This window comes from Saccharothrix saharensis (assembly GCF_006716745.1).
GTDB classification, from domain to species: domain Bacteria; phylum Actinomycetota; class Actinomycetes; order Mycobacteriales; family Pseudonocardiaceae; genus Actinosynnema; species Actinosynnema saharense.
In genome coordinates this window covers 1328127-1351801 of sequence record NZ_VFPP01000001.1, presented here as the reverse complement: position 1 = coordinate 1351801, position 23675 = coordinate 1328127, and the positions used below count along the sequence as shown (strand labels likewise).

At 72.9% G+C, this 23675-nt stretch carries 19 protein-coding genes and 1 pseudogene; 9 read left to right on the top strand and 11 right to left on the bottom strand.

Annotated features, from left to right (window positions below; genetic code table 11):
* Positions 1–180 precede the first annotated feature (180 nt).
* On the bottom strand, positions 181–1083 hold the full coding sequence (locus FHX81_RS05135; protein WP_342787168.1) for an NADP-dependent oxidoreductase: 903 nt from the start codon (positions 1081–1083) through the stop codon (positions 181–183).
* A gap of 177 nt (positions 1084–1260) precedes the next feature.
* On the opposite strand from FHX81_RS05135, the gene FHX81_RS05130 reads away from it, so the two are divergent.
* Positions 1261–1650, top strand: coding sequence for a winged helix-turn-helix transcriptional regulator (locus FHX81_RS05130; RefSeq protein ID WP_141975531.1), 390 nt, complete (start codon positions 1261–1263; stop codon positions 1648–1650).
* Positions 1651–1692: 42 nt separating this feature from the next.
* Here the strand turns inward: FHX81_RS05130 and FHX81_RS05125 are convergent, their stop codons facing one another.
* The 3 genes from FHX81_RS05125 to FHX81_RS05115 are packed head-to-tail and all read right to left on the bottom strand — an operon-like array spanning position 1693 to position 3998.
* Complete coding sequence (locus FHX81_RS05125; protein ID WP_141975529.1) at positions 1693–2289, bottom strand: hypothetical protein; 597 nt, start codon at positions 2287–2289, stop codon at positions 1693–1695.
* Positions 2290–2308: 19 nt separating this feature from the next.
* Positions 2309–2791, bottom strand: a complete 483-nt coding sequence (locus tag FHX81_RS05120; protein ID WP_141975527.1) for a hypothetical protein — start codon at positions 2789–2791, stop codon at positions 2309–2311.
* A 28-nt stretch (positions 2792–2819) separates the two neighbouring features.
* Entirely contained in the window at positions 2820–3998 is a 1179-nt protein-coding gene (locus FHX81_RS05115) for a GDSL-type esterase/lipase family protein (protein WP_141975525.1), read from the bottom strand.
* 288 nt (positions 3999–4286) lie between these two features.
* Here FHX81_RS05115 and FHX81_RS05110 point away from each other — a divergent pair, with 288 nt between their 5' ends.
* The 3 genes from FHX81_RS05110 to FHX81_RS05100 all read left to right on the top strand — a co-directional run bounded on the left by FHX81_RS05110 (position 4287) and on the right by FHX81_RS05100 (position 6456).
* Positions 4287–4670 carry a cupin domain-containing protein gene (locus tag FHX81_RS05110; protein ID WP_170231940.1) on the top strand — a complete coding sequence of 128 codons (384 nt, stop codon included), beginning with the start codon at positions 4287–4289 and terminating at the stop codon, positions 4668–4670.
* A gap of 24 nt (positions 4671–4694) precedes the next feature.
* On the top strand, positions 4695–5528 hold the full coding sequence (locus tag FHX81_RS05105) for an NAD(P)/FAD-dependent oxidoreductase (RefSeq protein ID WP_141975521.1): 834 nt from the start codon (positions 4695–4697) through the stop codon (positions 5526–5528).
* Positions 5529–5628: 100 nt separating this feature from the next.
* Complete coding sequence (locus tag FHX81_RS05100) at positions 5629–6456, top strand: peptidoglycan DD-metalloendopeptidase family protein (protein ID WP_141975519.1); 828 nt, start codon at positions 5629–5631, stop codon at positions 6454–6456.
* A gap of 308 nt (positions 6457–6764) precedes the next feature.
* Here FHX81_RS05100 and FHX81_RS05095 read toward each other — a convergent pair whose 3' ends face one another.
* The 7 genes and pseudogenes from FHX81_RS05095 to FHX81_RS05070 form a co-directional block, all read right to left on the bottom strand.
* Positions 6765–7550, bottom strand: a complete 786-nt coding sequence (locus tag FHX81_RS05095; protein WP_425473804.1) for an NPP1 family protein — start codon at positions 7548–7550, stop codon at positions 6765–6767.
* A gap of 186 nt (positions 7551–7736) precedes the next feature.
* The gene (locus FHX81_RS05090) at positions 7737–8201 is read right to left on the bottom strand and encodes a hypothetical protein (RefSeq protein WP_141975515.1); all 465 of its coding nucleotides are present in this window, start codon (positions 8199–8201) and stop codon (positions 7737–7739) included.
* 288 nt (positions 8202–8489) lie between these two features.
* On the bottom strand, positions 8490–9413 hold the full coding sequence (locus FHX81_RS05085; protein WP_170231939.1) for an alpha/beta hydrolase family protein: 924 nt from the start codon (positions 9411–9413) through the stop codon (positions 8490–8492).
* Between the two features lie 88 nt (positions 9414–9501).
* Positions 9502–11007 carry a histidine kinase gene (locus FHX81_RS40320; RefSeq protein ID WP_170231847.1) on the bottom strand — a complete coding sequence of 502 codons (1506 nt, stop codon included), beginning with the start codon at positions 11005–11007 and terminating at the stop codon, positions 9502–9504.
* A gap of 38 nt (positions 11008–11045) precedes the next feature.
* Positions 11046–11522: pseudogene (locus tag FHX81_RS05080) on the bottom strand (ATP-binding cassette domain-containing protein); the annotation flags it as partial.
* 132 nt (positions 11523–11654) lie between these two features.
* Positions 11655–13490 (bottom strand): asparagine synthase (glutamine-hydrolyzing), encoded by a 1836-nt coding sequence (gene asnB / locus FHX81_RS05075; RefSeq protein WP_141975511.1) that lies wholly within the window; start codon positions 13488–13490, stop codon positions 11655–11657.
* 377 nt (positions 13491–13867) lie between these two features.
* Positions 13868–15130 carry a LacI family DNA-binding transcriptional regulator gene (locus FHX81_RS05070; RefSeq protein ID WP_141975509.1) on the bottom strand — a complete coding sequence of 421 codons (1263 nt, stop codon included), beginning with the start codon at positions 15128–15130 and terminating at the stop codon, positions 13868–13870.
* Between the two features lie 108 nt (positions 15131–15238).
* Between FHX81_RS05070 and FHX81_RS05065 the strand changes: the two genes are divergently transcribed.
* The 5 genes from FHX81_RS05065 to fabF all read left to right on the top strand — a co-directional run bounded on the left by FHX81_RS05065 (position 15239) and on the right by fabF (position 23654).
* The gene (locus FHX81_RS05065) at positions 15239–16210 is read left to right on the top strand and encodes a magnesium transporter CorA family protein (RefSeq protein WP_246107637.1); all 972 of its coding nucleotides are present in this window, start codon (positions 15239–15241) and stop codon (positions 16208–16210) included.
* Between the two features lie 41 nt (positions 16211–16251).
* Positions 16252–16644: a DUF4342 domain-containing protein gene (locus FHX81_RS05060; protein WP_141975507.1), complete on the top strand. Its 393-nt coding sequence runs from the start codon at positions 16252–16254 to the stop codon at positions 16642–16644.
* Positions 16645–17929: 1285 nt separating this feature from the next.
* Positions 17930–20620, top strand: coding sequence for an aldehyde dehydrogenase family protein (locus tag FHX81_RS05055; RefSeq protein WP_141975505.1), 2691 nt, complete (start codon positions 17930–17932; stop codon positions 20618–20620).
* A gap of 20 nt (positions 20621–20640) precedes the next feature.
* Positions 20641–22377, top strand: coding sequence for a thiamine pyrophosphate-binding protein (locus FHX81_RS05050; RefSeq protein ID WP_246107636.1), 1737 nt, complete (start codon positions 20641–20643; stop codon positions 22375–22377).
* A gap of 26 nt (positions 22378–22403) precedes the next feature.
* Complete coding sequence (gene fabF / locus FHX81_RS05045) at positions 22404–23654, top strand: beta-ketoacyl-ACP synthase II (protein WP_141975501.1); 1251 nt, start codon at positions 22404–22406, stop codon at positions 23652–23654.
* Positions 23655–23675 lie beyond the last annotated feature (21 nt).

Here is a 23675-nt window from a genome sequence, read left to right as displayed (position 1 = left end):
TCTCCCCAGGCAATGCCGAACAAGGACAGACGCAACGAGACCTCGGGTCGACGCCCACTATGGCACAGGCCGCCGAACCGATTGCTCGTGGTGGGCCGCACGGCCCTTTCCTGTTCTTCGTCCGCACTATTGCGGTTGGGAATTCTTATGGGACTCCGTGTTACCGGACCCGCATCGGCCTCAAGGGGTGACGCGCAGGACGAGCTTGCCGCGGGTGCGGTGGGACTCGCCGTGCCGGTGGGCTGCGCCGGCCTGGTCGAGGGGGAAGGTCTTCTCGACCTCCACCACCACCGCGCCGGAGTCGATGAGTGCGCCGATGGTGGCGAGCGCGTGACCGTCCGGCTCGACCAGGAACGACGTCGCCCGCCTGCCCTTCGCCTCGGCCGCGGCGGCCAGGTCGGGGGACGCGCCGGACGGGACGGCGATGAGCAGTCCGCCGGGGCGCAGCACGTCCAGTGACCGCGTGCTGGTGTTGTCGCGGTCGCCGACCAGGTCGATCACGACGTCGACGTCGGACGCGGCCTCCTCGAAGCGGACCGCGGTGTAGTCGATGAGCTCGTCCGCGCCCAGCTCGGTGAGCCAGTCGTGGTTGTTCGCCCGCGCGGTGCCCAGCACGTGGGCACCGAGGTGCTTGGCGAACTGGACGGCGAAGTGGCCGACGCCGCCCGCCGCCGCGTGGACCAGCACGCGGTGGCCCGGTTCGACGTGCGCGGTGTCCACCAAGGCCTGCCAGGCGGTCAGGGCGGCCAGGGGTACGGCCGCCGCCTGCTCGTGGCTGGTGGTCGAGGGCTTGCGGGCGAACTGCCGGGCCGGGGCGGTGACGTACTCGGCGTAGCCGCCCGCGGCGCGCGGGAACCACGGCATGCCGTAGACCTCGTCGCCTTCCCGCAGGGTCGTGACGCCGAAGCCCACCTGCTCGACCACGCCGGAGACGTCCCAGCCCAGGATGAACGGCGGGTCGCCGAGCACACCGGCCATGCCGTTCCCGGCCCGCGTCTTCCAGTCCACCGGGTTGACGCCGGCCGCGTGCACCTTCACCCGGACCTCGGTCGGCAGCGGTTCGGGTCGGGGCACCTGCCGCACGGCGAGCACCTCCGGACCGCCGAAGGTGCTGGGTGACGGCGCGCATGGATGTGTCGGACACGGTTCCCTCTCCAGGGGGTGATCTTCCTGTGGACGTGGCGAACGTATCCGCGGGGATATGGTTACCCGCAAGGGACAGAACTTCCCAAAGGGAAGTGTCGAGGTGAGAGGCTTGCCATGGCCACTGTGTGCCTGACCGGACAGCACGCCGACCACGACGTCTACGCCGCGCAGTGCCCGTGTCGGGCGATGCTGGACCTGCTGGCGAACAAGTGGTCGGCGTTGGCCATCGGCGCGCTCGAGGACGGGCCGCGGCGGTTCGGCGAACTCCAGCGGCACCTGCAGGGCGTCAGCCCGAAGGTGCTGACCCAGACCCTGCGGCGGCTGGAGGAGTTCGGCCTCGTCGACCGGACCGTCTTCCCCGAGGTGCCGCTGCGCGTCGAGTACTCGCTCACCGAACTCGGGCGCGGCGCGGCCGTGCCGCTGCGGATGCTGCGCGTCTGGGTCGAGGACAACCTCGACACGGCCGCGCGCGCCGGAGCGCCGTCGGCGTCCTGCGCGACCTGAAGCGCGGCGAACCGCCGACACCGCCACGGGCACGCCGACCGTCTACTGTGGACTTGGCGAGTCGGGTGACCGGCTGCCCGCCTCCGCGAGACCGCCCAACGTGTAGCTGTCGAACGCGTCGTACGGGTCCTCGTCGTCGGGGAGCGCGCCGGTGACGGAGGCCGGTGCGGCGGTGGCGAGCAGCGCGGTGAGCCGGGCCAGCGCGGGGTGGTGCGCCTCGGCGTCGACGTGCACGGCTTCGGCGTCGACCAGCAGGGGCGCGGTCGGGTCGGGCACGGGGTGGCCGGTCAGGTGGACGGTGTGCGGTCGGTGCGCCACGGCGGCGAGGGAGCTGTTGGTCGCGAGGTCCGCGAGGCAGGCGCGCAGGCACACCCACGCACCGGCCCGCGGCCGGTCGTGCTCGACGTGGTCGACGGCGACGTGCGGCACCTCCCGGACCCGGTCGACCACCTGGCGGCGGACGGCGGGCTCGACGTCCGGCCAGGCCACGCCCGGCGGCAGCACGGCGAGCGCCGAGGCGGCCCGCTGCTCGGCCTCGCCGAGGCGGCCGGACGGGATGGTCAGCGACGTCAGGGAAAACGTCGGCATCCGCTGCGCGGTCCGGTCGGTGACCGCCAGGAAGACGGCGTAGTCGCTCACTCGACCTCCCGGGGACGAGTCACCGGCGCGTCGCCGCCAGGCGGCCCGAGTCCGGGTCGGGCTGGGGCGGGCAGTTGTCGCCGATGCAGACCTGCCTCGTCCGGCTCTCCAGCCTCAGCACGAAGATCTCGCTGCCTTCCGAGATGGAGAACTCGGCCGCCGCCTGGTAGGCGAACCACACGTTCTCCTGAGGCGCCATGTTGGCGACTACGCGGGCCTTGCGCTTGTTCAGGCCGGAGACTTCGTCCCTCGCCACCTCCACGCCGTCCTGGTACAGCCAGAGATCGATCTGGAACTCGGGCATCGATCTGGTGCAGCTCTTGAAGTCCGCGTGCACGTTCACGCGTTGGGCGTTCGTGTGCGACTGGTGCGGGTCGTCCACCGACGCGACGCAGTTCCAGAGAGCTTTCGCAACCCGTGGTTCCGCCGCGGCGGCGGTGGACGCGGAGGCGGCCACCAGCGTGATCACGGCGGCGATCGTGGTCAGGACACGTGATCTCATGGGTGGGCCTTCCGGTCGGGCGGACGGGTCAGTGGTCGAGCGAGCCGCCGAGCGCGGACAACGTCATCCGGCCGGGGCCGGCGCCGGGCGTGTTGTGGCACGCGAAGTCACCGGTGGTCTTCTCGTGCATCAGGCGCAGGCACGCGCCCAGCGCGCGTTGCCCGTAGTGGTTGGGGTGCATGCTCTCCTGGCGGTCGCCCTGCGACGAGTAGCCGGTGACGACCCAGCGCACCCACTCCGCGACCGTGCCCGGCAGCGGGTTGGCGGCGCTGTTGGCCGCCGTCGCCTGGCTCGAGTCGGTCGCGCACACCTCGCGGCCGTCGAAGGCGTCACGCAGGTCGAGGAACCGCACGTGGCGGTCGGCGGCGACCTGCTCGAGCTGCGCCGCGATCGTGGGCACCAGCTCGTTGCGCGCCCAGTTCGCGTCGCTGTCCCACACCGGGCACCCGCCCTCCGACCACCGCGGCCCGCTCTCGGGGATGCGGAAGCCGGCGGCGGCGGGCATCGGCGACGGGTACGACTGGAGGACGAACTGGTAGCTGCCGGGGCCCTGGGCCGCGTTGAGCACCTCCTTGATCGCCCTGACGGTCGCGCCGACGTCCGCCCGGACCTGGTCGAGCTGACCCGAGATGGCCGAGTCCCACTTCGGGCCGCACCGGTAGTGCGTGAGGTAGCCCTGCACGCAGTCGGCGATGATGTCGCCGAACCGGAGGTCGTTGCCGCCGATCGACAGGACCACCAGCTTCACGTGGTAGTCGGCCGTCTTCGCGCGCAGCCGCTCGACCTGGTTGGGCTGGTTGCGCGCCGGGTCGCCGTTGCGCACGTCGGACGTGGTCGCGCCGGAGCACGCCAGGTTGATCGCCGTGGCGTCGGGGATGGCGGCGCTGACGATCTCCGCGGACGTCGAGCGGTGGCACATGTTCGTGCTGGTGTGGGTGTTGCCGTAGACCAGCTGCGGATCCGTGGCGCAGCCGCTCGCGTCGCACTCGGTCGCGAGGTCGGTGCCCCACTTGTCACCGGAGTTCTCCAGCGCGTTGCCGCGCCACCGGCCCGCCTCACCGGAGATGTAGCTGTCGCCCAGCGACACGACCGCGGCGGGCTTGGCGAGCGCGGGTGCGGCGGCGGCGTGGGCGGTCGTCAGGGCCGTTGTCAGGGCCAAGGCGGCGGTGACGGCGACGGCAGGGCGGCGGCGGAAGGCACCGGACATCGGCCTCAACTCCTTGGTGCGATCAGGCCACGGTAGGAGCGGAGGCCCGTGCGGGAGAACGGCGCGGGGACGGGAGCACTCGATAGTGCGGTGAGGTAGCCCTGGCCAGGTGACCCGCCTCGCGGACGGTGACGGGTGCGGCGGGCGTCCACCCCTGCGGCGGGTCGGGGTGCCGCCTTGTCGTCCGTGAGTGGACCCGCGGCCGTTCCCCGGGCTGAAGACGGCGGCCGGCCGCGTCCTTGGGGTCGGTTCCCGACTGGCCTCGGACGCGGATGTGGAGGGCTACCGGTGGACGTTCTTTCCTGGGGCGAGGGCGACCTGGTCTTCGAGCCCGACCACAACGTGCACGGCAAGCGGCTGTTCCCGTGGGCCGGGGTGGACCGGCCGGGCTGGGAGGCGGCGTGGGTCGTGCTCTCGCCGCACGCGGTGTCGACGCCGCACGCCCACCACGAGAACGAGGTGTTCTTCATCGTCGAGGGCAAGGGCACGATGCGGATCGACGACGAGGTGCGCCCGGTCGGCTTCGGCGACACGATCTTCGTCACCCGCGGCTCCGAGCACGAGCTGACCAACGACGCCGACACCCGGCTGGTGTACCTGTCGGTGTGGTGGGACCCGGCGGCGGACGGTGGGCGAGCGGAGGCCGCCGAGCGCGGCGTGGCCGGTCGATGACGCGGACCACGGCGGTCGTCGGCGGTGGCGGTCGTCGGCGGTGGCGTGATCGGCGCGGCCGTCGCCTGGCACCTCGCGCGCCGCGGCCACGACGTGGTGGTGTTCGACCAGCGGCGGGGCGGCGTGGCCGCGACGGCGCAATCCGGTGGCCTGCTGCGCCTGCACCACACGGCCGACTGCGACATCGCGCTGGCCGCCCGCGCGCTGCCGACCTTCCAGCGGTTCGGCGAGCTGGTCGGCGGCGACTGCGGTCACCGGCCCACCGGCTTCGCCCTGCTGGTCGGCGCGGAGCACGGGGAAGCGCTGCGGCACAACGTGGACAAGGTCCGCGCCGCGGGAGGCAAGGCCGAGGTCGCCGAACCGGACGCGCTGGCCGCGCGGTACCCGGGGCTGCGGCTGGACGGCGTGGCCGCGGCGGCGCACGAACCGGACGGTGGCTACGCCGACCCGGCCGCGACGGCACGGCCGCTCTTCGACGCCGCACGGGCGCGGGGCGCGCGGGTGCTGGACGACGTGCCCGCGGAGCACCTGTTGGTGCGCGATGACCGGGTCGTCGGCGTGCGGTGCGCCATCGGTGAGGTCGACGTCGACGCGGTCGTGCTGGCCGCCGGGGTGTGGAGCGCCGGTCTGGCCGAGGAAGTCGGCGTGGACCTGCGCATCGGCCCGCGGTGGATCGCGATCGCCCTGGCCCACGCGGAAGCCGACGTGCCCGCGTGCATCGACGACACCACCGGCAACCACTTCCGGCCCAACGGCGGCCAGGGCGTGTACTTCGGTGTCGACCTCGACCCCGGGGACGAGCCGGTCGGCACCTACTTCCCGGTGCGCCCGGAACTGGTCACCGCGGCCCGCGCTTGATTGGAAGGCGACCGGCCGTGGCCGGGTCAACGATGTACCGCCAATGGCCGTCGGTCGAACGCACCCTGTCGCCGTGGCGCGCCGCCCCTAAGTTCGAACCATGACCGACGACCGGATCAGCAGGCGGACGCTCGTGCGCGGGACGGTGGCGGCCGGTGTGGTCACCGCGTTCGGCGCGGGCCGGGCGGGGGCCGCCGTCCCGGGCTTCCACCACCCCTTCACCGCCTACCCGATCACCGGCACGTGGCAGGACCACCTGAACCGGGGCTCGCTCGGCGGCATCGACTTCGGCATGGCCGTCGGCACCCGGCTGCCCGCGGCGGGCGGCGGCGTGGTGACCAACACCCCGTACAACGGCACGGGCGGGCACACCGTCACCATCCAGCACGACAACGGTTACCGCACCCAGTACATGCACCTGTCCCGGTTCCTGACGGCGAACGGCACGCGGGTCGGCATGGGCGGCGTGGTGGGCCTGTCGGGTGGCGCGGCCGGGGCGCCGGGCTCGGGCTCGTCCACCGGGCCGCACCTGCACTGGCACATGATCACCCCGAGCGGCACGCGCATCAACCCGCTGACCTACCTGGGCAGCGGCACGGGTCTGCCGAAGACCTCGACCGAGCAGGACGGCGTCCCCGGCCCGATCCTGTGGCAGCGGGCGCAGAACTGGCTGCGACTCGAGCACGGGTACACCGGCCCGGTCGACGGCGCGCCGGGGACGAACACCTACGCGGCGCTGCAACGGGCCATGCGCGCGTACGGCTACACGGGACCGGTCGACGGCGTGCCCGGCGCGAACACGTGGGCGGCGGTGCAACGGCTGGCCGCGCGGTGGGGCTACACCGGGCCGATCGACGGCGTGATGGGGCCGAACTCGTGGCGCGGCTTCGCCCGTTTCCTCAACCAGGACAGGTACGACCAGCTCTGAGATCGACAGAGGCTGGTGACAGTGCGGGCTCCTGATCACTGGTCAGGCGTGCGAACCGGCGCGGAACGCCACTGCCACGCGCGGTCCGGCGAGGTGTTCCACGTGCTCGACGGCGTGCCGGAAATCCGGCACGAACGCACGACCACAGTGGACCGCGGCGGCCCGGTCGGCGTGCCGTCCGGCGTTCCGCACGCGTTCGGCGCGGCCTCGGGACACCGCGGACGCCCTGCGGCCCCGGCAGGACCGCTGCGACGTCCACTCCACCGGGTGAGGGTGCGGGAACCCCGCGCCGGGGTTCCCGCACCACGTCAGGCGTTCGGGTCGAACGGGATGCCGCTCGGCTTGGCCTGGGCAAGGTTGTAGGCGAAGGCGCTGTCCTTGATCGCCAGGCTCGCGCTGCCGAAGTTCGCGTTCACCAGGATGTCCCGGATGCCCGCGGGGAACCGGTTCCAGCTCACCAGGTCCGGGTACTGCCAGGCGCCGTGGTGGTTCTCCGGCTGCTCGCTCGCGCTCGCGAGGCGGAAGCAGTGCGTGCTCAGGCCGTCCTTGTGGTAGACGATCTTGGGGTGAGTGCCCTCCCAGGCGACCTGGGACCGCGGGTAGGTCGAGTACTTGCCGTGCGCGGACGTGGAGACGTACTGCGCCTGGTCGCCGCTGACCCACACGATGACGTGCTCGATGTCGTGCCGGTGGCCGCAGCAGTCGATGCCCGGCACGGCCTGGTCCTTCTCGAAGTACAGGTCGTACAGGTAGGCGCACCAGTTGTTGTTGCACTTGGAGCGCGAGTAGGAGTTGGTGTTGTCCAGGTCGGACTGGTCGCGGCACTGGCCGTTGAGCGCGCCGGAGTTCTTCAGGCCGGTGGCGACGGCCCCGGTCGGCGAGATCGCCGGGGTCGGGTAGCAGCCGTCGGTGTCGTAGTCGAACGCGGGCTGCCACTTGCCGTCGGCGGCCTCGTGATTCGCGGGCAGGGCCTGCGGCGGCTCGGCCCACGCGGCTCCGGGCACGAGCACGGCGAGCACGATCGCGCCCACCAGCGCGCTGAGCAGTCGCACGGTGCGGGTCGGGTAGGTCTTCTGGGCGGTCACGACGACCACGCCCTCCATCCGGTGTCGAGTGGCACGGCGGCGGGATCGGCCGGTGACGCGGAGATCATCGGCCGGCACCGAGGTTCCCGGCCGGGGCACGACGTCGTCAACCCGCCGATGGTCGCGCCGGGGCGAACAGGCGGCGAACACCGGAGGACCGGGCGGCGGAGGTCCCGCCACCCGGTCGGTGCGCCGTCAGTTGAACGGGTTGTCGTAGAACGCGCTGCGGGAGACCGGCGTGGCGGTCGAACCCGAGAAGTGCAGTCCTTCGTAGACCAGCCCGACGTTCTGCACGACACCGGCGTAGGGCACGTCCACGTTGACCACGCCGGACAGGCCGTGCCCGCCGCCGCAGGCCGCCGGCCGGTAGCCGTCCTCGCGGGAGTACCACTGGTGGGCGGCGCCGTTGACGGTGACCGTGAGCTTGGTGCTCGTGTAGCTGGACTGGCGGCACAGCGTCAGGTCGAGCCGGTAGAGCGAGTTGCCGTCGTCGAACCGGACCGAGCCGACCAGGCGGCCCACGAGCGTCGTGTAGCCGCCGGAGTAGCCGCGGAGCTGGATGTCGACCGGTTGCGCCGGCCCGTAGGCCGCCTGCGCGGGTGCGGCCGCCAGCGACGCGCCGAGGAGCACGGCGAGCGTGGCGGCGGAGAGGGCGGTCAAGCGTCTGCGTAAGCCGTTGAGGGGCATGGGACTCCTCGTGTGAACGGGATCGGCGCGTCCACGCCTCGGCGAACGCGGCGGATCGTGGTGCGAGCAGGGTGGACGCCGGTTGCGCCCGCCCACCAGCCGCTGTCCAGGCGCAACCGGGAGTTCAGCCTGTTCGCCGCCCGCGGTGTTCACCCGCCGGGAGCCGGTGGCGTTCGCACGACCGGACCGGGTTGCGCAACGCTGCGCAGGGTCCGGGCCGTCCCAGGCGGGGTGACCGTCCCCGGGGTGTGCGCGGAAGGGTCAGGCGTGGTCACCGGTCCGGCCGAGGATCCACCGGGTCAGGGCGTCGAGGTAGCCGGGCGCCGGGCGGGTGCCGCCGTCGGTGCGGACGCGGTGGTCGGCGCCGGGGAAGACCTCGACGGTCAGCGTCGCCCGGTGGTGGCGCTCGCGGTGGCAGGCGGCCTCGGTGAACAGGCGGACGCTCTCGGCGACCGGGACCAGCTCGTCGTCGGCGCCGAACACCGCCAGGTGCGGGCAGCGCAGGCGCACCGCGTCCGGCACCGGGTCGTGGTCCTGCTTGCGCTTGAGGAACTCCCAGTAGTGCTCGTCCACCTCGGCCGCGTGCGCGGTGAACGCGGTCGGCGGGTGCTGGGCGAGGCGGGACGCTTCGGCGAGGTCGGCGTCGCGCCGGCCGGCCTCGACGACCCGGTCGTAGGCGGCCAGCGCGGCGTCGACCTCCTCGTCGGTGATCCCCCCGGTCCGCCGCAGGAGGGTGGACAGCGCATAGCGGTCCTGCACGGCCGGGGTCGTGCCGGGGCCGCCGTTGGTGACGACCCACGGCACGTCGTCGCGCAGCGCGGTGGCCCGCAGGACGACCCAGCCGCCCTCGCTGTGGCCGAACAGCCCGGCGGCCTCGCCGCGCACCTCCGGCCGGGCGCGCAGGAGGTCCAGCGCCGCGGCCGCGTCGGACGCCAGGTCGTCCAGCGTCGCGTCGAGCCAGTCGCCGGAGGACCCGCCGACGCCGCGCTTGTCGTAGGACAGCACGGCGATCCCGGCGTCCACCAGGTGCCTCCGGATCGGCGGGAAGTGCGTGTCGTTGTCCCGGTCCGACGGCCCCGACCCGCCGACCATGACCACGCCCGGGACCGGTGTGCCGCGGTCGGGCAGGGTCAGCGAACCGGCCAGCACCACGTCGGCGTTGGTGATGGTGACGTTCTCCGACAAGACTCCCCCTGGATCTCCGACGGCCACGGCGCGGCGCCACGCCCAGTCTCTCCCGCCGGTCAACCGGAATCGGGGAGCCGTCCGCCGGCTACCCGGCGCGCTCGCCGAGGATCGGCGCGGCCACCGCGTCGAGCACGTGCCAGGCGTTGCGCCACGCGGTGCGCACGTCGGCGGGCGTGGTGTGGTCGGCCAGGACCGCCGCCACGTAGGGGTGCAGGTCGCCCATCGCGTACTGCATGAACACCTCGGCGCAGAACTCGCCGAAGTTGCCCGCCTGGTACCCGCGGCGCTGGTCGGGGGAGAGTCGGTTGCCGGCCGGGTCCTGCCACAGGTCCAGCCCGAGCAGGTGCCGCCCCCGGTCGGCGCGCAACGTCAGCCAGGCCCGGTAGAAGGTCCTGGCCGGGTCGGACATGGCGTCCCAGTAGCCCCGGACCTGCCGCGCGAGGCGGCCGGTGCCGGGGTCGGTCCTGCCGACCAGCCGCCGGACCTGGTCGGTGTCCAGCTCGTAGGGCATCCGGTGGCCATCCAGGAGGATGGCCTCGAACGTCGCGTGCCCGGTCTCGTGGACCAGCAGGCGGACGTAGGCGCCGGGCGGGGTGGCGCGCAGCTTGGACAGGTAGATCACGCGGTCGTCCTGGAGGTTGAACAGCCCGCCGCCGCGGCCGTCCGCGGTGCGGGACTCGAACCTGATCGCCGTGATCCTCGGGACCAGGGCCGCCCAGAACCGCGGGTAGGCGTCGAGGAACCGGATCACCGCGCCCGCCTGCGGCAACGGGACGTCCAGGTCCGGATCGCCGACCAGGTGACGCAGGCGGGTCAGCGCGGGTCTGTCCGCGAGCAGGTCCCGCACCACCTGGTGGTGCGGGTCGGCGGGATCGACCGGGTGGCCCGCGTCGGCCTCGACGTACCGGGCCCGGATCGCGCCGACCGGTTCGGCCAGGCGGCCGGCGTCGAGGCCGAGGCCGCCGCGTCGCAGGACGTCCTGGACGATGGCGGCGTCGAGGCTGTCGTCGATCACGGCTCGCACCCGGCCCGGGTCGAACGCGTCGAAGAACGCGCCGTCGGCGTCGATGCCGTGCGCGACCACGGGTAACGGTGCCGGGCCCCGCGGTGCGCTACCCCGGTCCACGTCCGCTCCGGCGGTGATGGCGTCGACCAGCGCCCGGACGCGGTCGTCGACGACCTGCGGCGACTCGACCTGGCCGGCGCCGAGTTCGGCCAGCAGGTCGTCCAGTTCGGCCATCGTCCCGGCGTTCGCCGCGGAGCCGTCGCCGTCGGGTGTGGTGGGGTGCATCGAAGTCTCCCTTGCGCCGTGTGCGGGCCGTTCAGGGGACGGTAGACCCCGTCGCGGTTCCTGCCTCCGCACCTCGCGTGGTGCCACGGGTGCGCGGTGCTCTTCGGCGAGGGGCAGGGTGAGGCGGAACCGCGCGCCCCGGCCGAGGGCCGGGCCCGGACCCGCGTTGGCGCTGCCCGTGCGGTTGCGGGAGTGGTCGGTGCGGTAGGAGCGGTCGACGACGCGGGTCGCCTGCTCGGCCGTCAGCCCGGGGCCCTCGTCGGCCACGTCCAGCACGGCGCGGCCGTTCCCCGTGCCCACCCCGATGCGCACCCCGCTGCCGGGCGGGGTGTAGGTGGCGGCGTTGCCGACCAGGTCGGCTCGTCGAAGATCAGCGCGCGGGTCGCCGAGCAGCGCCGCCGCGACGCCAGCCGTTGCCGCGTGCCGAGCGAGAACCCGCCCGCCCGCTTGCCCGCCACGCCGTCGAGCCCGGTCCGGGCCGGCACCTCGTCCACCCGCCGCCGGGGCAGGCCGTTGCCCACCGCGAGCGCCGGCAGGTGGCCACGGGCCTTCCGGCCGCCGTGCACCGCGCCGGCGTCCGGCAGCGCGCCCACCTCGGTCAGCGGCACGGGCAGGTCGCGGTAGCGGCGCCCGCCGACGGCGACCGAGCCGCCGGTGAGCGAGGCCGGCCCGAGATCACCCGCGTGGTGGTGGACTTGCCCGCGCCGTTCGGTCCCGGGGAACCCGGTCACCCGACCGGCCTCGACGGTGGACGACAGGTCGTCCACCACGGTGTCGGGGCCGTACCGCTTGGTCAGCCCGCGCACGGCGATCATCGTCATGGGGCCGAGCCTGACCGCCCGGCCCGGCCGATCCCCGGGAGTTCCCGGGAGAACCCCGGGAACCAGGCGGTCCCGCGGGTGCGCCGCCCGGGGGACCGGCGGCGCACCCACAGGGAACACCCGCGGCTACGCCAGCGTCAGGTCCGGGCGGTAGAGGTCCAGCCACACGCCGAAGTCGAGCGCCCGTTCCAGGCCGAGCCGGGTCACCCGGTCCACCGCCGCCGGTTCCAGGTCGCTCGTGGCCCGCAACCAGCCCCGGTCGACCAGCTCGAACACGCCGTGGCCCGGGTCGGCCAGCAGCTCCTTGGCCTGCACCTGCAACTGCCGCACGTAGTACGGGTCCTGAGTGGACGGATAAGGGCTCTTCACCCGCCACGCCACGGACTCCGGCAGCACGTCCTTCACCGCGCCGCGCAGCAGGCTCTTCTCCCGGCCGTCGTAGTGCTTGAACGACCACGGCGCGTTGTAGACGTACTCGACCAGCCGGTGGTCGCAGAACGGCACCCGCACCTCCAGCCCGACCGCCATGCTCAACCGGTCCTTGCGGTCGAGCAGGAACCGCAGGAACCGGGTGAGGTGCAGGTTGATCATGATCCGCATCCGGTGCTCGTGGTCGTCCTCGGCGTCACCCCGCTTGATGTCGGCGACCGCGCTCCCGTACTCCTCGCGCCGGAACTCCTCCAGCGCCAGCCGGTCCAGCAACGACCGGTCCAGCCCGTGCCCGTCCTTGTCCAGCGGGCCGACGTTGAAGGCGATCCACGGGAACGCGCGGGCCTGCTGCACCTCGGGCGTGTGGATGTGGCGGTAGCCGCCGAACAGCTCGTCGGCGGACTCGCCGGACAGCGCCACGGTCGACCGCTTCCGGATCTCCTTGAACAGCAGGTACAGCGACAGGTCCATGTCGCCGAGGGTCGTCGGCACGTCCCGGGCGGTCAGCACGGCCCGGCGGACCTCCGGGTCGGCCAGGGTCTTCGGGTCCAGCACGATGTCGACGTGCTCGGAGCCGACGTGGTCCACGACGTCGCGCACGAACGGGGTGTCCGGGGTGTCGCGCAGGTCGTCGGGCCGGAAGTTCTCCGCCTGTCCCATGAAGTCCACCGCGAACGTCCGCACGCGCTCGTCACCCAGGTGGGCCGCGGCCAGCGCGGTGAGCGTGCCCGAGTCCAGGCCGCCCGACAGCAGCAGGCAGCGCGGCACGTCCGCGACGAGCTGCCGCCGCACGGTGTCGTCCAGCAGTTCGCGGACCCGGCCGACGGTGGTCTCCAGGTCGTCCTCGTGCGCCCGGGTCTCCAACCGCCAGTAGGTGCGCTCGCGCACGCCGTCGACGTCGACCGTGACCACCGTGCCGGGCTCGACCTGCCGCATGCCCGCCCAGATCGCGTGGCCGGGCGTGAAGGTGAACGCCAGCGACTCGCGCAACCCGTCCAGGTCGACCGCCCGTTCGGCCAGCGGGTTGGCCAGGATCGCCTTCGGCTCCGAGCCGAACAGGATCCCGTCGCGCGTGCGGTAGTAGTAGAGCGGCTTGATGCCGAGCCGGTCGCGGACCATGACCAGCTTGCGGTCCCGCTCGTCCCAGATCGCGAACGCGTACATGCCGTTGAGCCGGTCGGCCAGCGCCGCGCCCCACCGCAGGTAACCCCGCAGCACCACCTCGGTGTCGCTGACCGTCGTGAACCGCTCGCCGGCCGCGATCAGCTCGTCGCGCAGTTCCGCGAAGTTGTACGCCTCACCGCTGTAGACCAGCGCCACCTCGCCGTTCGGCGTGCGGACCGACATCGGCTGGGCCCCGCCGGGCAGGTCGATCACGGCCAACCGGCGGTGGCCCAGCGCGGCGTGCCGCTCGAACCACGTGTCGTGGGCGTCCGGGCCGCGGCAGGCCATCGTCCGCGTCATCGCTTCGAGCGCTTCCCTCTCCCGGGTGAGATCGCGGTCGAACGAGACCCAGCCGGTGATTCCGCACATCGTCGTGCCTCCTGTGGCGTTCGGAAGAGAGAGTCGGCCTCCCCTCCGGCCACCCCGACCGGCCACGGCTCCCGGACCACCGCGGCACCGCGGACTCCGCGCCGGGGCATCCGTCGGTCGACCTGCTCGTCAGCGGTCCGGCACTGCTCCCGACCCCGGGCGAGCCAGTGCCCGACACTACTCAGCCCGGCGCACCGAGGCCGTCGTCCGCGGTGGGACCCATCGGGTTCGCCGGAACGGCACTTCGGTCGTTCGCCCGGCGGATCACCCGTGATGTCCGGCTTCGTGGTCGGCGTGCGGACCGAAAGGTTTCGATAAAAGTCGGAAACAATTCGCACTTCACATGATCGGCGCAGCCGGTGTTCCGCCGCGTGGACTCACCGCGGCGGCGCGGTGCTGTCCCGGACGAGGAGCGTGGTCGGCAGCTCCACCCTGGTCTGGTCGGGCGTCCGGCCCGCGGCCAGGGCCAGCACCAGCTCGGCCGCGGCGGCGCCCATCTCGACCATCGGCTGCCGCACCGTGGTCAGCGGCGGGCCGCACCAGCGCACGGCCGGGATGTCGTCGAAGCCGACGACGCTGAGGTCGTCCGGGACGCGCACCCCCGCCTGCCGTGCGGCCTCGTAGACGCCCAGCGCCTGGAGGTCGTTGCCGCACAGCACGGCGGTGGGCGGGTCGGGCAGCCGCAGCAGCTCGCGGGCGTGGTCGTGCCCGTCCTCGAACGAGAAGCGCCCGATGCGCACCAGGCGGTCGTCCAGGGGCACGCCGAGCTCGTCCATCGCCGCCCGGATGCCGCCGAGCCTGGCCCTGGCGCACATCCGCTCGGCCGGACCGGCGATCACCGCGACCCGCTGGTGGCCCAGCGACAGCACGTGCCGGGCGGCGGCGATGCCCCCGCTCCAGTTGGTCGCGCCGACCGACGGCACCGAGTGGTCCGGCTCGCCCGTCGGGTCCAGCGCCACGAGCGGGATGCCGCTGGAGGCCAGCAGGCCGAGCTGCTCGGTCGCGAAGCCCAGGTGCACGGCCACCACGCCGTACGGTTGGCGGGACAGCAGGTCGCGCGCCCAGGACCCGCCGGTCGCCTGCCGGCGCTCCGCGTCGGTGAACCCGACGGCCAGCCGGTGCGCGCCCGCGACCCGTTCCACGCCGTGCATGACCTCGACCGCCAGGTAGCTCTGCATGCCGAAGAACACGACCTCCACGTTCGGCGCCCGCACCACCGCCTCCGGTCGCCGGTAGCCGTGCTCGCGCAGCGTCGCCTCGACCCGCCGCCGGGTCGTCGCCGCCACGCCGGGCCGCCCGTTGAGCACCTTCGACACCGTCGGCGCGGACACGCCGGCCAGCCGCGCGACCGCCGCCACGGTCACCTCGCCCCTCTTGCGCCCGCGTCGGCGCACCTCGGCCGGCGGGGCGGACCGCTGCTCGGCCCCGGGGTCGCGCAGCGCCTCCACCTCGCCCAGCAGGCGCACCCGGACGGTCTCCGCCTCGCGTCGCGCCGCGGGCCCGGCCGGCACCGTCTCGGTGAGGTACCGCCGCTTGCCGGTGCCGGGGTCGACGCCCGCGTACACCCTGACCCGCAACGACCCGCTCGGCAGCTGTTCGACCTCGCCACGCGCCTGCCGTCGTGCACCGGGGTTCGCCATGGAGCAACCGTACCGGAAAAATAGCTCCACATCGAGTGATCGGATAGCTCCACGGATGACCGGGTGTCGCGCCCGCGACCGAGGCGGTCCGTCGCTACTGTTGGCCAGGTGCCACGAAACCGCCTGTACCGCGACGGCGCGCTCGCGGAGGAGGACGTCCCGGACGCCGACGTGCCCCGGTGGCTCCGGGACGACCGTGCGATCGTCTGGCTCGACCTGTGCGGCCCGTCCGAGTCCGACCTGGCGGTCCTGGTGGAGGAGCTGGGCCTGCACGAGACGTCCGTCGAGGACGCCCTGGAGAACCACGAGCGGCCCAAGCTGCACCAGTACGACACGCACCTGCTGCTCAACGCGTACGCGGTGAGCCTGGACGAGGCGTCGGGCCGGTTGACGACCGCGGAGCTGTCGGCGTTCGTGACACCGCGGGCGTTGATCACGGTCCGCAACGACGACCGGTTCGACATGGCCGCCGTGACGCGGCGGTGGGACGAGTCGTCGAGCCTGGCCGCGAGCGGGGTCGGGTTCCTGCTGCACGGGCTGCTGGACGTGGTGGTGGACAGCCACTTCGACGCCGTGCAGGCGTTGGACGACCACATCGAGGGCTTGGAGGAGCTGGTGTTCACCGAGCGCCCCGACGACCCCGACGTGCAGCGGCGGTCGTTGGCGATGCGCAAGTCCCTGGTGACCCTGCGGCGGGTCGTGCTGCCGATGCGCGACGTGCTCAGCGGCCTGATGCGCCGCGACCACGCCGTGGTGGACAGCCGGATGACGCCTTACTACCAGGACGTCCACGACCACGTGCTGCGCGCCTCGGAGTGGACGGAGTCGTTGCGGGACATGGTGGCGACGATCCGCGACATCCAGCTCAACCTCCAGGGCAACCGGTTGAACCTCATCATGAAGAAGGTGACCGGCTGGGCGGCGATCATCGCCGTGCCGACCGCCGTGACCGGCTTCTACGGCCAGAACGTGCCGTACCCGGGTTCCGACCAGGTGTGGGGGTTCTGGACGTCCACGGTCGCGATGCTGCTGCTGTCGGCCGGCCTGTACGGGCTGTTCAAGCGGCGTGACTGGATCTGACCGACCGGCTCCGGGCAGGATGGTCGGCGAAGGGGGTCGACATGGCGGAGCAGGGTGGTCGTCAGGCGCCGGGGGTCGAGGCGTTGGCGGACAAGGTCAAGCAGCTCGTGCACGAGGGCAACACGCGCCGGGTCGTGGTGCGCAACGCCGAGGGCGAGCCGGTGCTGGACATCCCGGTGACGGCGGGCGTGGTGGCCGCGGTCGCCGCGCCGGTGGTGACCGCCGTGGCGGCTCTCGCGGCGCTCGCGGGCCCGTGGTCGCTGGGTGTCGAGCGCTCCCCGGAGGCCGGGACGGCGGAGGCCGGGACAGCGGAGGCTGACTCGTCGGACGTCGAGCCGACCGCCGCCGAGCCGACCGACGGCGGTGCGTCAGCGGCGGAGGCCGGTGGGACCACGCCTCCCCCCGAGGGCCGAGGTGCCGCCCCGCGTTCGTGACGACGTGACCGGGCGGCCCTCGACCTCGGGTGGCTGCCCGGCGAAGGTTTGAGCCCGCCGCCGTAGAACGCCCACGACCGCCGATGAGCCGTGCCACGGCGGTCGTCGCCGCGCGTTCGTCCGATGTGGAGGTCCACGACGGACGGTGCCGCGGTCGTCGCGCCGATGTCGCCTCGTGACGGCGACGGTCGATCTTACCGTGCAAACCGGACAAGTCTGGCGGGCTTCGCCACGCTGCGTCAACCGGCGTGATGTGCGGGCCGATGTTCGTCACCCATTTCTAGGGGTTGTGCTTCGGATACGCGCAGGTGGGTTCCGGGCCGATCGGCGAGTGCGTCTCGATCGGTGCGCCGGGTGGTGCGCGACCCCCGGTGCGGAACCTGTCGACCGAGTTAACGTGAAGATCGTCTTGTCCGGCTTCGGCAGGCCCCTCTATACGCGTCCTATATCGCCATGTTACGGCGGCACTGGGGTGTCTCGGAACTCCGAAGGTCGTCCGAAGGCCTGTTTCGCTCGATTTGACACTTCTTCCGGTGATCGCTAGTTTGCCGCGTCCAACAATGCGAACGGCGCTCTGGTTCGCCGTTTTGGCGCGATTTTTCCGGCCTGCTGCGCCAATCGGCTGATTGTGATCCCCCGTCCCCGTTGCCAAGGTTGGCGGTGCCGATGAACGGGAACTGCTCGCTACCTGTTAGAAGTTGACGAGCCCGTTCGTCGATCGGCCACCCCCCAGTCTGCGCAGATCAGAGGGGTGCAGCACGCCTACCGGTACTCCGGAGGCGTGCGCAGTACCCGTGACGCGTGGTCCGCCGGCCGCGCGCGAACTTCCATCAAGGACTACGGCAGTGAATACGATCTCCTGTCCCAGGGGCCCGTACACCGCTGTTCCGGATTTATTCGGGAACGCGGTGTGCGGTGCGGACAAACGTGAGGCGAGCACTTCCGGTGGTCACTCGGGTGACGTGGTCGCGACCGCGCCGCCGGGTGTTCCACCGACTCGTGGGCAGTGGTCGCGCCCGTGGCACCCACCGCGTCCGACGCGTGCGCCACGTGCGGCGCGGCCCTCCTCCTAGCGCTCACGCGCCCATTCCGGCACCCCGCGTGCGGTCGCGGGTGAATTGTGTCCGAAAGCCTCGGCTCACGTTCGGTTCGTGAGCCGCCCACGCCTGTCCGGGCGGTCCCGGTCACCGCGGCCCACCTCGGGTTCTCGCGTGCCGCCGGACCGGGTCCACACCGCCTCCACGCCCCGGTGGGTGTCCGAAGAACGAGGAACGAGGGCAGAGCCATGCTTGTCAACGAACACGGCGGGGAAACACCCCTGGCGCACGTCGCCGAACGCAGCCACGCGCTCGTCGGTGTCCTGCGCGAACGCGGCGTCGGCGACACCGACCGGGTCGTGCTGTCCGCGCGCAACTCCGACGACTTCGTCGTGGTCCTGTTCGCGCTGATGGAACTGGGCGTCTCCGTCGGCGTGGTGGACCCCGGCCTGCCACCCGCGCAGGCCGCCGAGCACGTCGTCGACTCCGGCGCCCGCTGGTTCGTCACCGACGCCGACCAGGCCGACCCGGCGTTCGACCGCATCGCGGCGGGCCTGCTCGACCTGCACGCCCTGGTGAAGACCGCGCTCGACGTGCCCGTGACCGGGACGCCCGGGCTGACCTTCGACCGGTGGGCGCAGCGGCGCGACGCGCTGGTGGTGTGGAGCTCCGGCAGTTCCGGCAAGCCCAAGGGCATCGTGCGCTCCGGCGCGTCCGTGCTGCGCAACGTCGAGCGCACCCAGCGGCGCATGGGGTACGTCGAGTCCGACGTGCTGCTGCCCCTGCTCCCGTTCACCCACCAGTACGGCCTGTCGATGCTGCTGCTGTGGTGGAACGCCCGTGCCACCCTCGTCATCGCCCCCAGCCGGCGCGTCGACCAGGCGCTGGACGTGATCGCGCGGCAGCGCGTGACGGTCGTGGACGCCGTGCCCGCCACCTACGACACGATGCTGCGCGTCGTCACCCGCCGCGACACCCGCGACCTGGGTTCGGTGCGCATGTGGTGCGTGGGCGGCGAACCGCTGCGCGACGAGCTGCGCGCCCGTTTCGAGACCCGCTTCGCCACCACGCTGCTCGACGGCTACGGCAGCAGCGAAGCGGGCAACATCGCCCTGTCCTCGACGCAGGACCCGACGTACTGCGGCACGCCGCTGGACGGCGTCACCGTGGAGGTGCGCGACCCGGTCGGCAACGCGGTGCCGCCCGGCGAGGTCGGCGAGGTCGTGGTCCGCACGCCGGACATCATGGTGGGCCTGCTCGAACCGGGCGGTCGCGTGCGCGAGGTCGAGCGCCGCGAGTTCCACACCCGCGACATCGGCTACCTCACGCCCGACGGGCAGCTCCGCGTGCTCGGCCGCAAGTCGGCCGTGCACCGCTTCGGCCACACGCTCTACCCCGACGCCATCGCGGAGAAGGCGGGCGCGTGTGGCGCGCCGGTGCGGGTGATCCCGGTCGAGGACGAGCAGCGCGGAACCCAGCTCGTCTTCGTCATCACCGACCCGGCCGAGCAGCCCGTGGCGCACTGGAAGCGCACCGTGTCCCGCTTCGTCGCCGCGCACGAGCAGCCCAACCGCGTGGTCGTGCTCAAGGAACTGCCCCTCAACGGCAACGGCAAGGTCGACCTGCGGGCATTGCACGACATCGCCGCCTCGACCGTGGCCCTCGAAGGCGTCAAGGGCGTGTTCCCCCGTGCCCACGGCGACGCGGACCCGTCGGCCATCCCGTTCCCGGACCGCCTGGCCCGGCTCACCGACCTCGCCCGGCTGCTGCGCGAGCGCCGGCCCGAGGTGATGTCCCTGCTCACGCAGGTGATGAGCTACAAGACCGCGTACGGCGAGATCGACGCCTCGATCGCCGCCCTGGAGGGCGCCGCGGCCGAGATGGCCCGGTACCGGCCGCCCGCGATCGGCCAGATCGGCGTGCTGATGCCGTCGAACATCCCGCTCTACAGCTACGTGCTGTACCTGGCGATCCCCAGCCTCTACAGCGAACGCGTCGTGTTCCGGCCGTCGCGGCGCATCTCCGACCAGTTGCTCAAGCTGCACGAGCTGCTGTCCGGGGTGCACCACCTGCCGATCGTCATGGACGACAGCGACCAGCGCGAGTTCATGGAAGGCGAGGGCGCGCGCTCGGACGTGCTGGTGTTCACCGGCACGTTCAAGAACGCCGAGAAGATCCGCGCCGGCCTGCGCCGCGACCAGCTCTTCCTGTACTTCGGCCAGGGCGTGAACCCGTTCGTGGTCGGTGCGGACGCCGACATCCCCAAGGCCGTGGACGGCCTGCTGCGGGTGCGGATGCTCAACTCCGGGCAGGACTGCTTCGGCCCGGACGTGGTGTTCGTGCACACGTCGATCAGCGCCCAGTTCTGCAACCTGCTGTGCCGCCGCGTGGACAACCTGCGCTACGGCCGGTTCGACGACCCGAACGCCGACTACAGCCACATGTTCTACCTCGACGCGTTCGACGCCTCGCTGGACTACCTGCGGTCGGGCCGCGAGCACCTGGCGGCGGGCGGCGAGGTCAACTTCGTGGACGACCACCTCAGCCCGACCGTGCTGATCCGGCCCGCCGACACGAAGATCACGCCGCCGGAGCTGTTCGCGCCGATCTTCAACGTGGTGCCGTTCACCTCGACCGACTGGCTGCACCCGATGCTCGACCACCAGTACTTCCAGGAGCGGGCCATGGCCGCCACGGTCTACGGCGACCTGCCCGGCACCGTCGAGCTGCTGCGCCGGCGGCACACCGTCAGCGTGAACGAGACCGTGATCGACATCGAGGACGGCAACGCGCCGTTCGGCGGCACGGGCATCCGCGCCAACTACGCCGCGCTGGGTCGCAAGCGCCACGCCGAGCCGCTGCTGATCTCGAAGGCCGTCGCCGACCACCTCGGCGCGGACCGCCTGGCCGCGTCCGACACCACCGGCCGCACGGCCTGACGGGCGGGGAGGAGATGGGGGTGATCGACGTGGAACCGCTGTCCGTGCCGCTTTCCCCGGGCAACCACGTCCGGGGCGCCTGGCACGCGGTGGCCCGGTTGCTGGCCGAGGCGGGCGTGCAGGTCGTGTTCGGCCTGCCCGACGACGACCTGCACGCACTCGACGCGCTGCACGCCGCCGGTGTGCGGCTGGTCGTGTGCCGGGACCAGCGCAACGCCGTGTTCATGGCCACGGGGTACGCGCTGCGGTCCGGCGCGCTGGGCGTCGCGCTCGTCGGCAAGGGCCCGGCGGTGACGAACACCGTCACCGGCCTGCTGGAGGCGTCGTCGTCCGGCGCGCCCGTGCTGCTGCTGTCCGGCGGCACGGCGGCCGAGCGGCGCGGGAGCGGCGCGTTCCAGGAGCTCGACCAGCAGGCCGTGGTCGCACCCCTGGTGAAATCCGCGACCCGGGTCGAGCACCCCGACCGGGTGGCGCCCGCCGTGCGGCGGGCCGTGCTCGTGGCCACGTCCGGCGCTACCGGCCCGGTGTACGTGGAGGTGCCCGACCACCTGCTGGCGGTGGACGTGCCCGTGCCGCCGCCCGCGCCGCCCGTCGAACGGCCCACCTCCGCCTCGGTGGCGGCCGACTCGGCGGCGCTGCACGTGCTGCGCAACGCCCAGCGCCCGATCGTGCTGGTGGGCGGCGGCATGCGGCACCGCAACGCGGACGGCGTGGTCGAGCGGTTCGCCGAACGCGTCGGCGCGGCCCTGTCCTGCACGGCCAGCGGGCGCGGTGTGGTGGACGAGTCGTCGGTGCGGTTCATCGGGCTCGCGGGCCTGTACGCCCCGGACCGCGCCAAGGCGTTGTGGGCCGACGCGGACTGCGTGGTGGTGCTCGGCAGCAGGCTGGAGGAGACCGCGACCTACGGCTGGGCGGACGAGCTCGGCACGACCGTGCCCGTGGTGCAGGTGAACGTGGACGCGGCGGGCGTGGCCACCCGGTACGCCGGGCCGGTCGTGCTCGGCGACGGCGCGGACGTGTGCGCGGCCTGGCTGGAGCAGGTCGTGGACAGCGCGCCGGTGGAGTGGTCCAAGCGGGTGAACGAGGTGCACCACGGGCTGCGCACCGACCACCGTCGCGAGCTGGCCGCCCTCGCCGCGAAGCCCGAGCTGCACGTGGTGGAGGTGCTGGCCGCGCTGGACGCCGAACTGCCCGCGGACCGCGTCCTGGTGCAGGAGAACGGCTTGCAGGACATGTGGTCCTACAGCTTCCCCCGGTTCGAGTGCGCGCACGGCGCGGGCTCGGTCGTGCCGTCCGAGCAGACCAGCCTCGGGTTCGGCGCGGCGGCGGCGATCGGCGTGCGGGCCGCGGCGGGCGACCGGCCGGTGGTGGCGTTCGTCGGCGACGGCGCGTTCGCCCTGTTCGACGCCGACCTGCCGACGGCCGTCGCGCTCGGTTCCGGGTCGCCCGGCCCCGGGCTGCTGTACGTGGTGCTGCGCAACGGCGGCTACGGCTGGTTGCACTCCCAGCTCGGCCCGCACAACCGCGACCTCGCGGGCACGGCGCTCGTCGACCCGGACGCCGTCACCGCGCAAGCCCCGGCGTTGCGCGGCGTGCACCAGGTGGCCGTCACCAAGGGGTCGTTGCGCGCCGACGTCGCCGACGCCTGGCGGCGCGCGCAGGACGGCGGAGTCGTCGTCCTCAACGTCCCCACGCGCCTGGAGGACGCGCTGTTCGCCGACCACCAGCTCGGCGGCGCGTTCCCGACCGCCGACTGACCCCCGACTGGAGCGAGGAGCAGCACATGGCTGAACGACACGGCAGGCGGGTCGTCATCACCGGCTGGGGCGTGGTGTCCCCGGTCGGCCTCACCGCCGACGAGACGTGGGACGCGCTGGTCGCCGGGCGCAGCGGCATCGGCAACGTCACCGTCATCGACGCCTCCGACCTGCCCACCGACCTGGCGGGCGAGGTCAAGGGCTTCGAGCCGAAGAAGTACCTCAACCACAAGCAGGTCCGGCGGATGGACCCGTACGCGCAGTACGCGTTCGCCGCCGCGTCCGAGGCGGTCGGCACGGCGAAGCTGGAGATCACCGACGACAACGCGCACCGCGTGGGCGCGCTCATCGGCAGCGGTTACGGGCCCATGCAGTCCCTCGGGGAGCACGTGGTGGTGCTGGGCGCGAAGGGCCCGCGCGCGGTCAGCCCGTTCGCGCCCGTCACCGGGGCCATCGACAGCGCGGCGGGCGAGATCAGCCTGGCGTTCGGCGTCACCGGGCCGACCCGGGCGCTGAGCAGCGCGTGCGCGTCCGGCACCGACGCGATCGGCGAGGCGGCCCGCTGGGTGCGCTACGGCGTGGTGGACGCGGTGATCGCGGGCGGCGCGGAGAACATCCTCACCCGCGTGGACATGGCGGGCAGCGGCAACGCCAAGGCGCTGTCCACCCGCACCGACGCGCCGACCGAGGCGTGCCGGCCGTTCGACGAGGACCGCGACGGGTTCGTGATGGCCTCCGGGTCCGGCATCGTGGTGATGGAGTCCGCCGAGCACGCGCTGGCCCGCGGTGCGACGATCCTGGCCGAGGTCGCCGGGTACGCCGCCACGTCCGACGCGCACCACTGGACCGCGCCGCACCCCGAGGGCCGGGGAGCGCGGGCCGCGATGCGCGGCGCGCTGGAGGACGCGTGCCTCACACCCGAGGACGTCGGCTACATCAACGCGCACGGCACCAGCACCGTGTTCAACGACCAGTCCGAACTGGACTCGATCCGCGCCGTGTTCGGCGAGCACGCCGAGCGCGTGCCGATCAGCTCCACGAAGTCCATGACCGGTCACATGATCGGCGCGGCCGGCGCGGTGGAGGCGATCGTCGGCGCGATGGCGATCAACCGCGGCCTCGTGCCGCCGACGGTCAACTGCCACAAGCCGATCGACCGCGCCGTCAACTTCGTCGCCCACGAGGCGCAGGCGCACGACGTGGACGTGGTGATGAGCAATTCCTTCGGCTTCGGCGGCCACAACGCCGTGGTCGTGCTGCGCCGGTGGCAGGGCTAGGTCGCGCGGGTTAGGGAGAAC

Bases quoted from the DNA above. Each gene is read 5' to 3' on its own strand.
- FHX81_RS05060 (WP_141975507.1), top strand. From the start codon at position 16,252: ATGGCGGAGCAGGGTGGTCGTCAGGCGCCGGGGGTCGAGGCGTTGGCG.
- FHX81_RS05130 (WP_141975531.1), top strand. From the start codon at position 1,261: ATGGCCACTGTGTGCCTGACCGGACAGCACGCCGACCACGACGTCTAC.
- FHX81_RS05055 (WP_141975505.1), top strand. From the start codon at position 17,930: ATGCTTGTCAACGAACACGGCGGGGAAACACCCCTGGCGCACGTCGCC.
- fabF (WP_141975501.1), top strand. From the start codon at position 22,404: ATGGCTGAACGACACGGCAGGCGGGTCGTCATCACCGGCTGGGGCGTG.
- FHX81_RS05115 (WP_141975525.1), bottom strand. From the start codon at position 3,998: ATGTCCGGTGCCTTCCGCCGCCGCCCTGCCGTCGCCGTCACCGCCGCC.
- FHX81_RS05120 (WP_141975527.1), bottom strand. From the start codon at position 2,791: ATGAGATCACGTGTCCTGACCACGATCGCCGCCGTGATCACGCTGGTG.
- FHX81_RS05070 (WP_141975509.1), bottom strand. From the start codon at position 15,130: ATGGCGAACCCCGGTGCACGACGGCAGGCGCGTGGCGAGGTCGAACAG.
- FHX81_RS05100 (WP_141975519.1), top strand. From the start codon at position 5,629: ATGACCGACGACCGGATCAGCAGGCGGACGCTCGTGCGCGGGACGGTG.
- asnB (WP_141975511.1), bottom strand. From the start codon at position 13,490: ATGTGCGGAATCACCGGCTGGGTCTCGTTCGACCGCGATCTCACCCGG.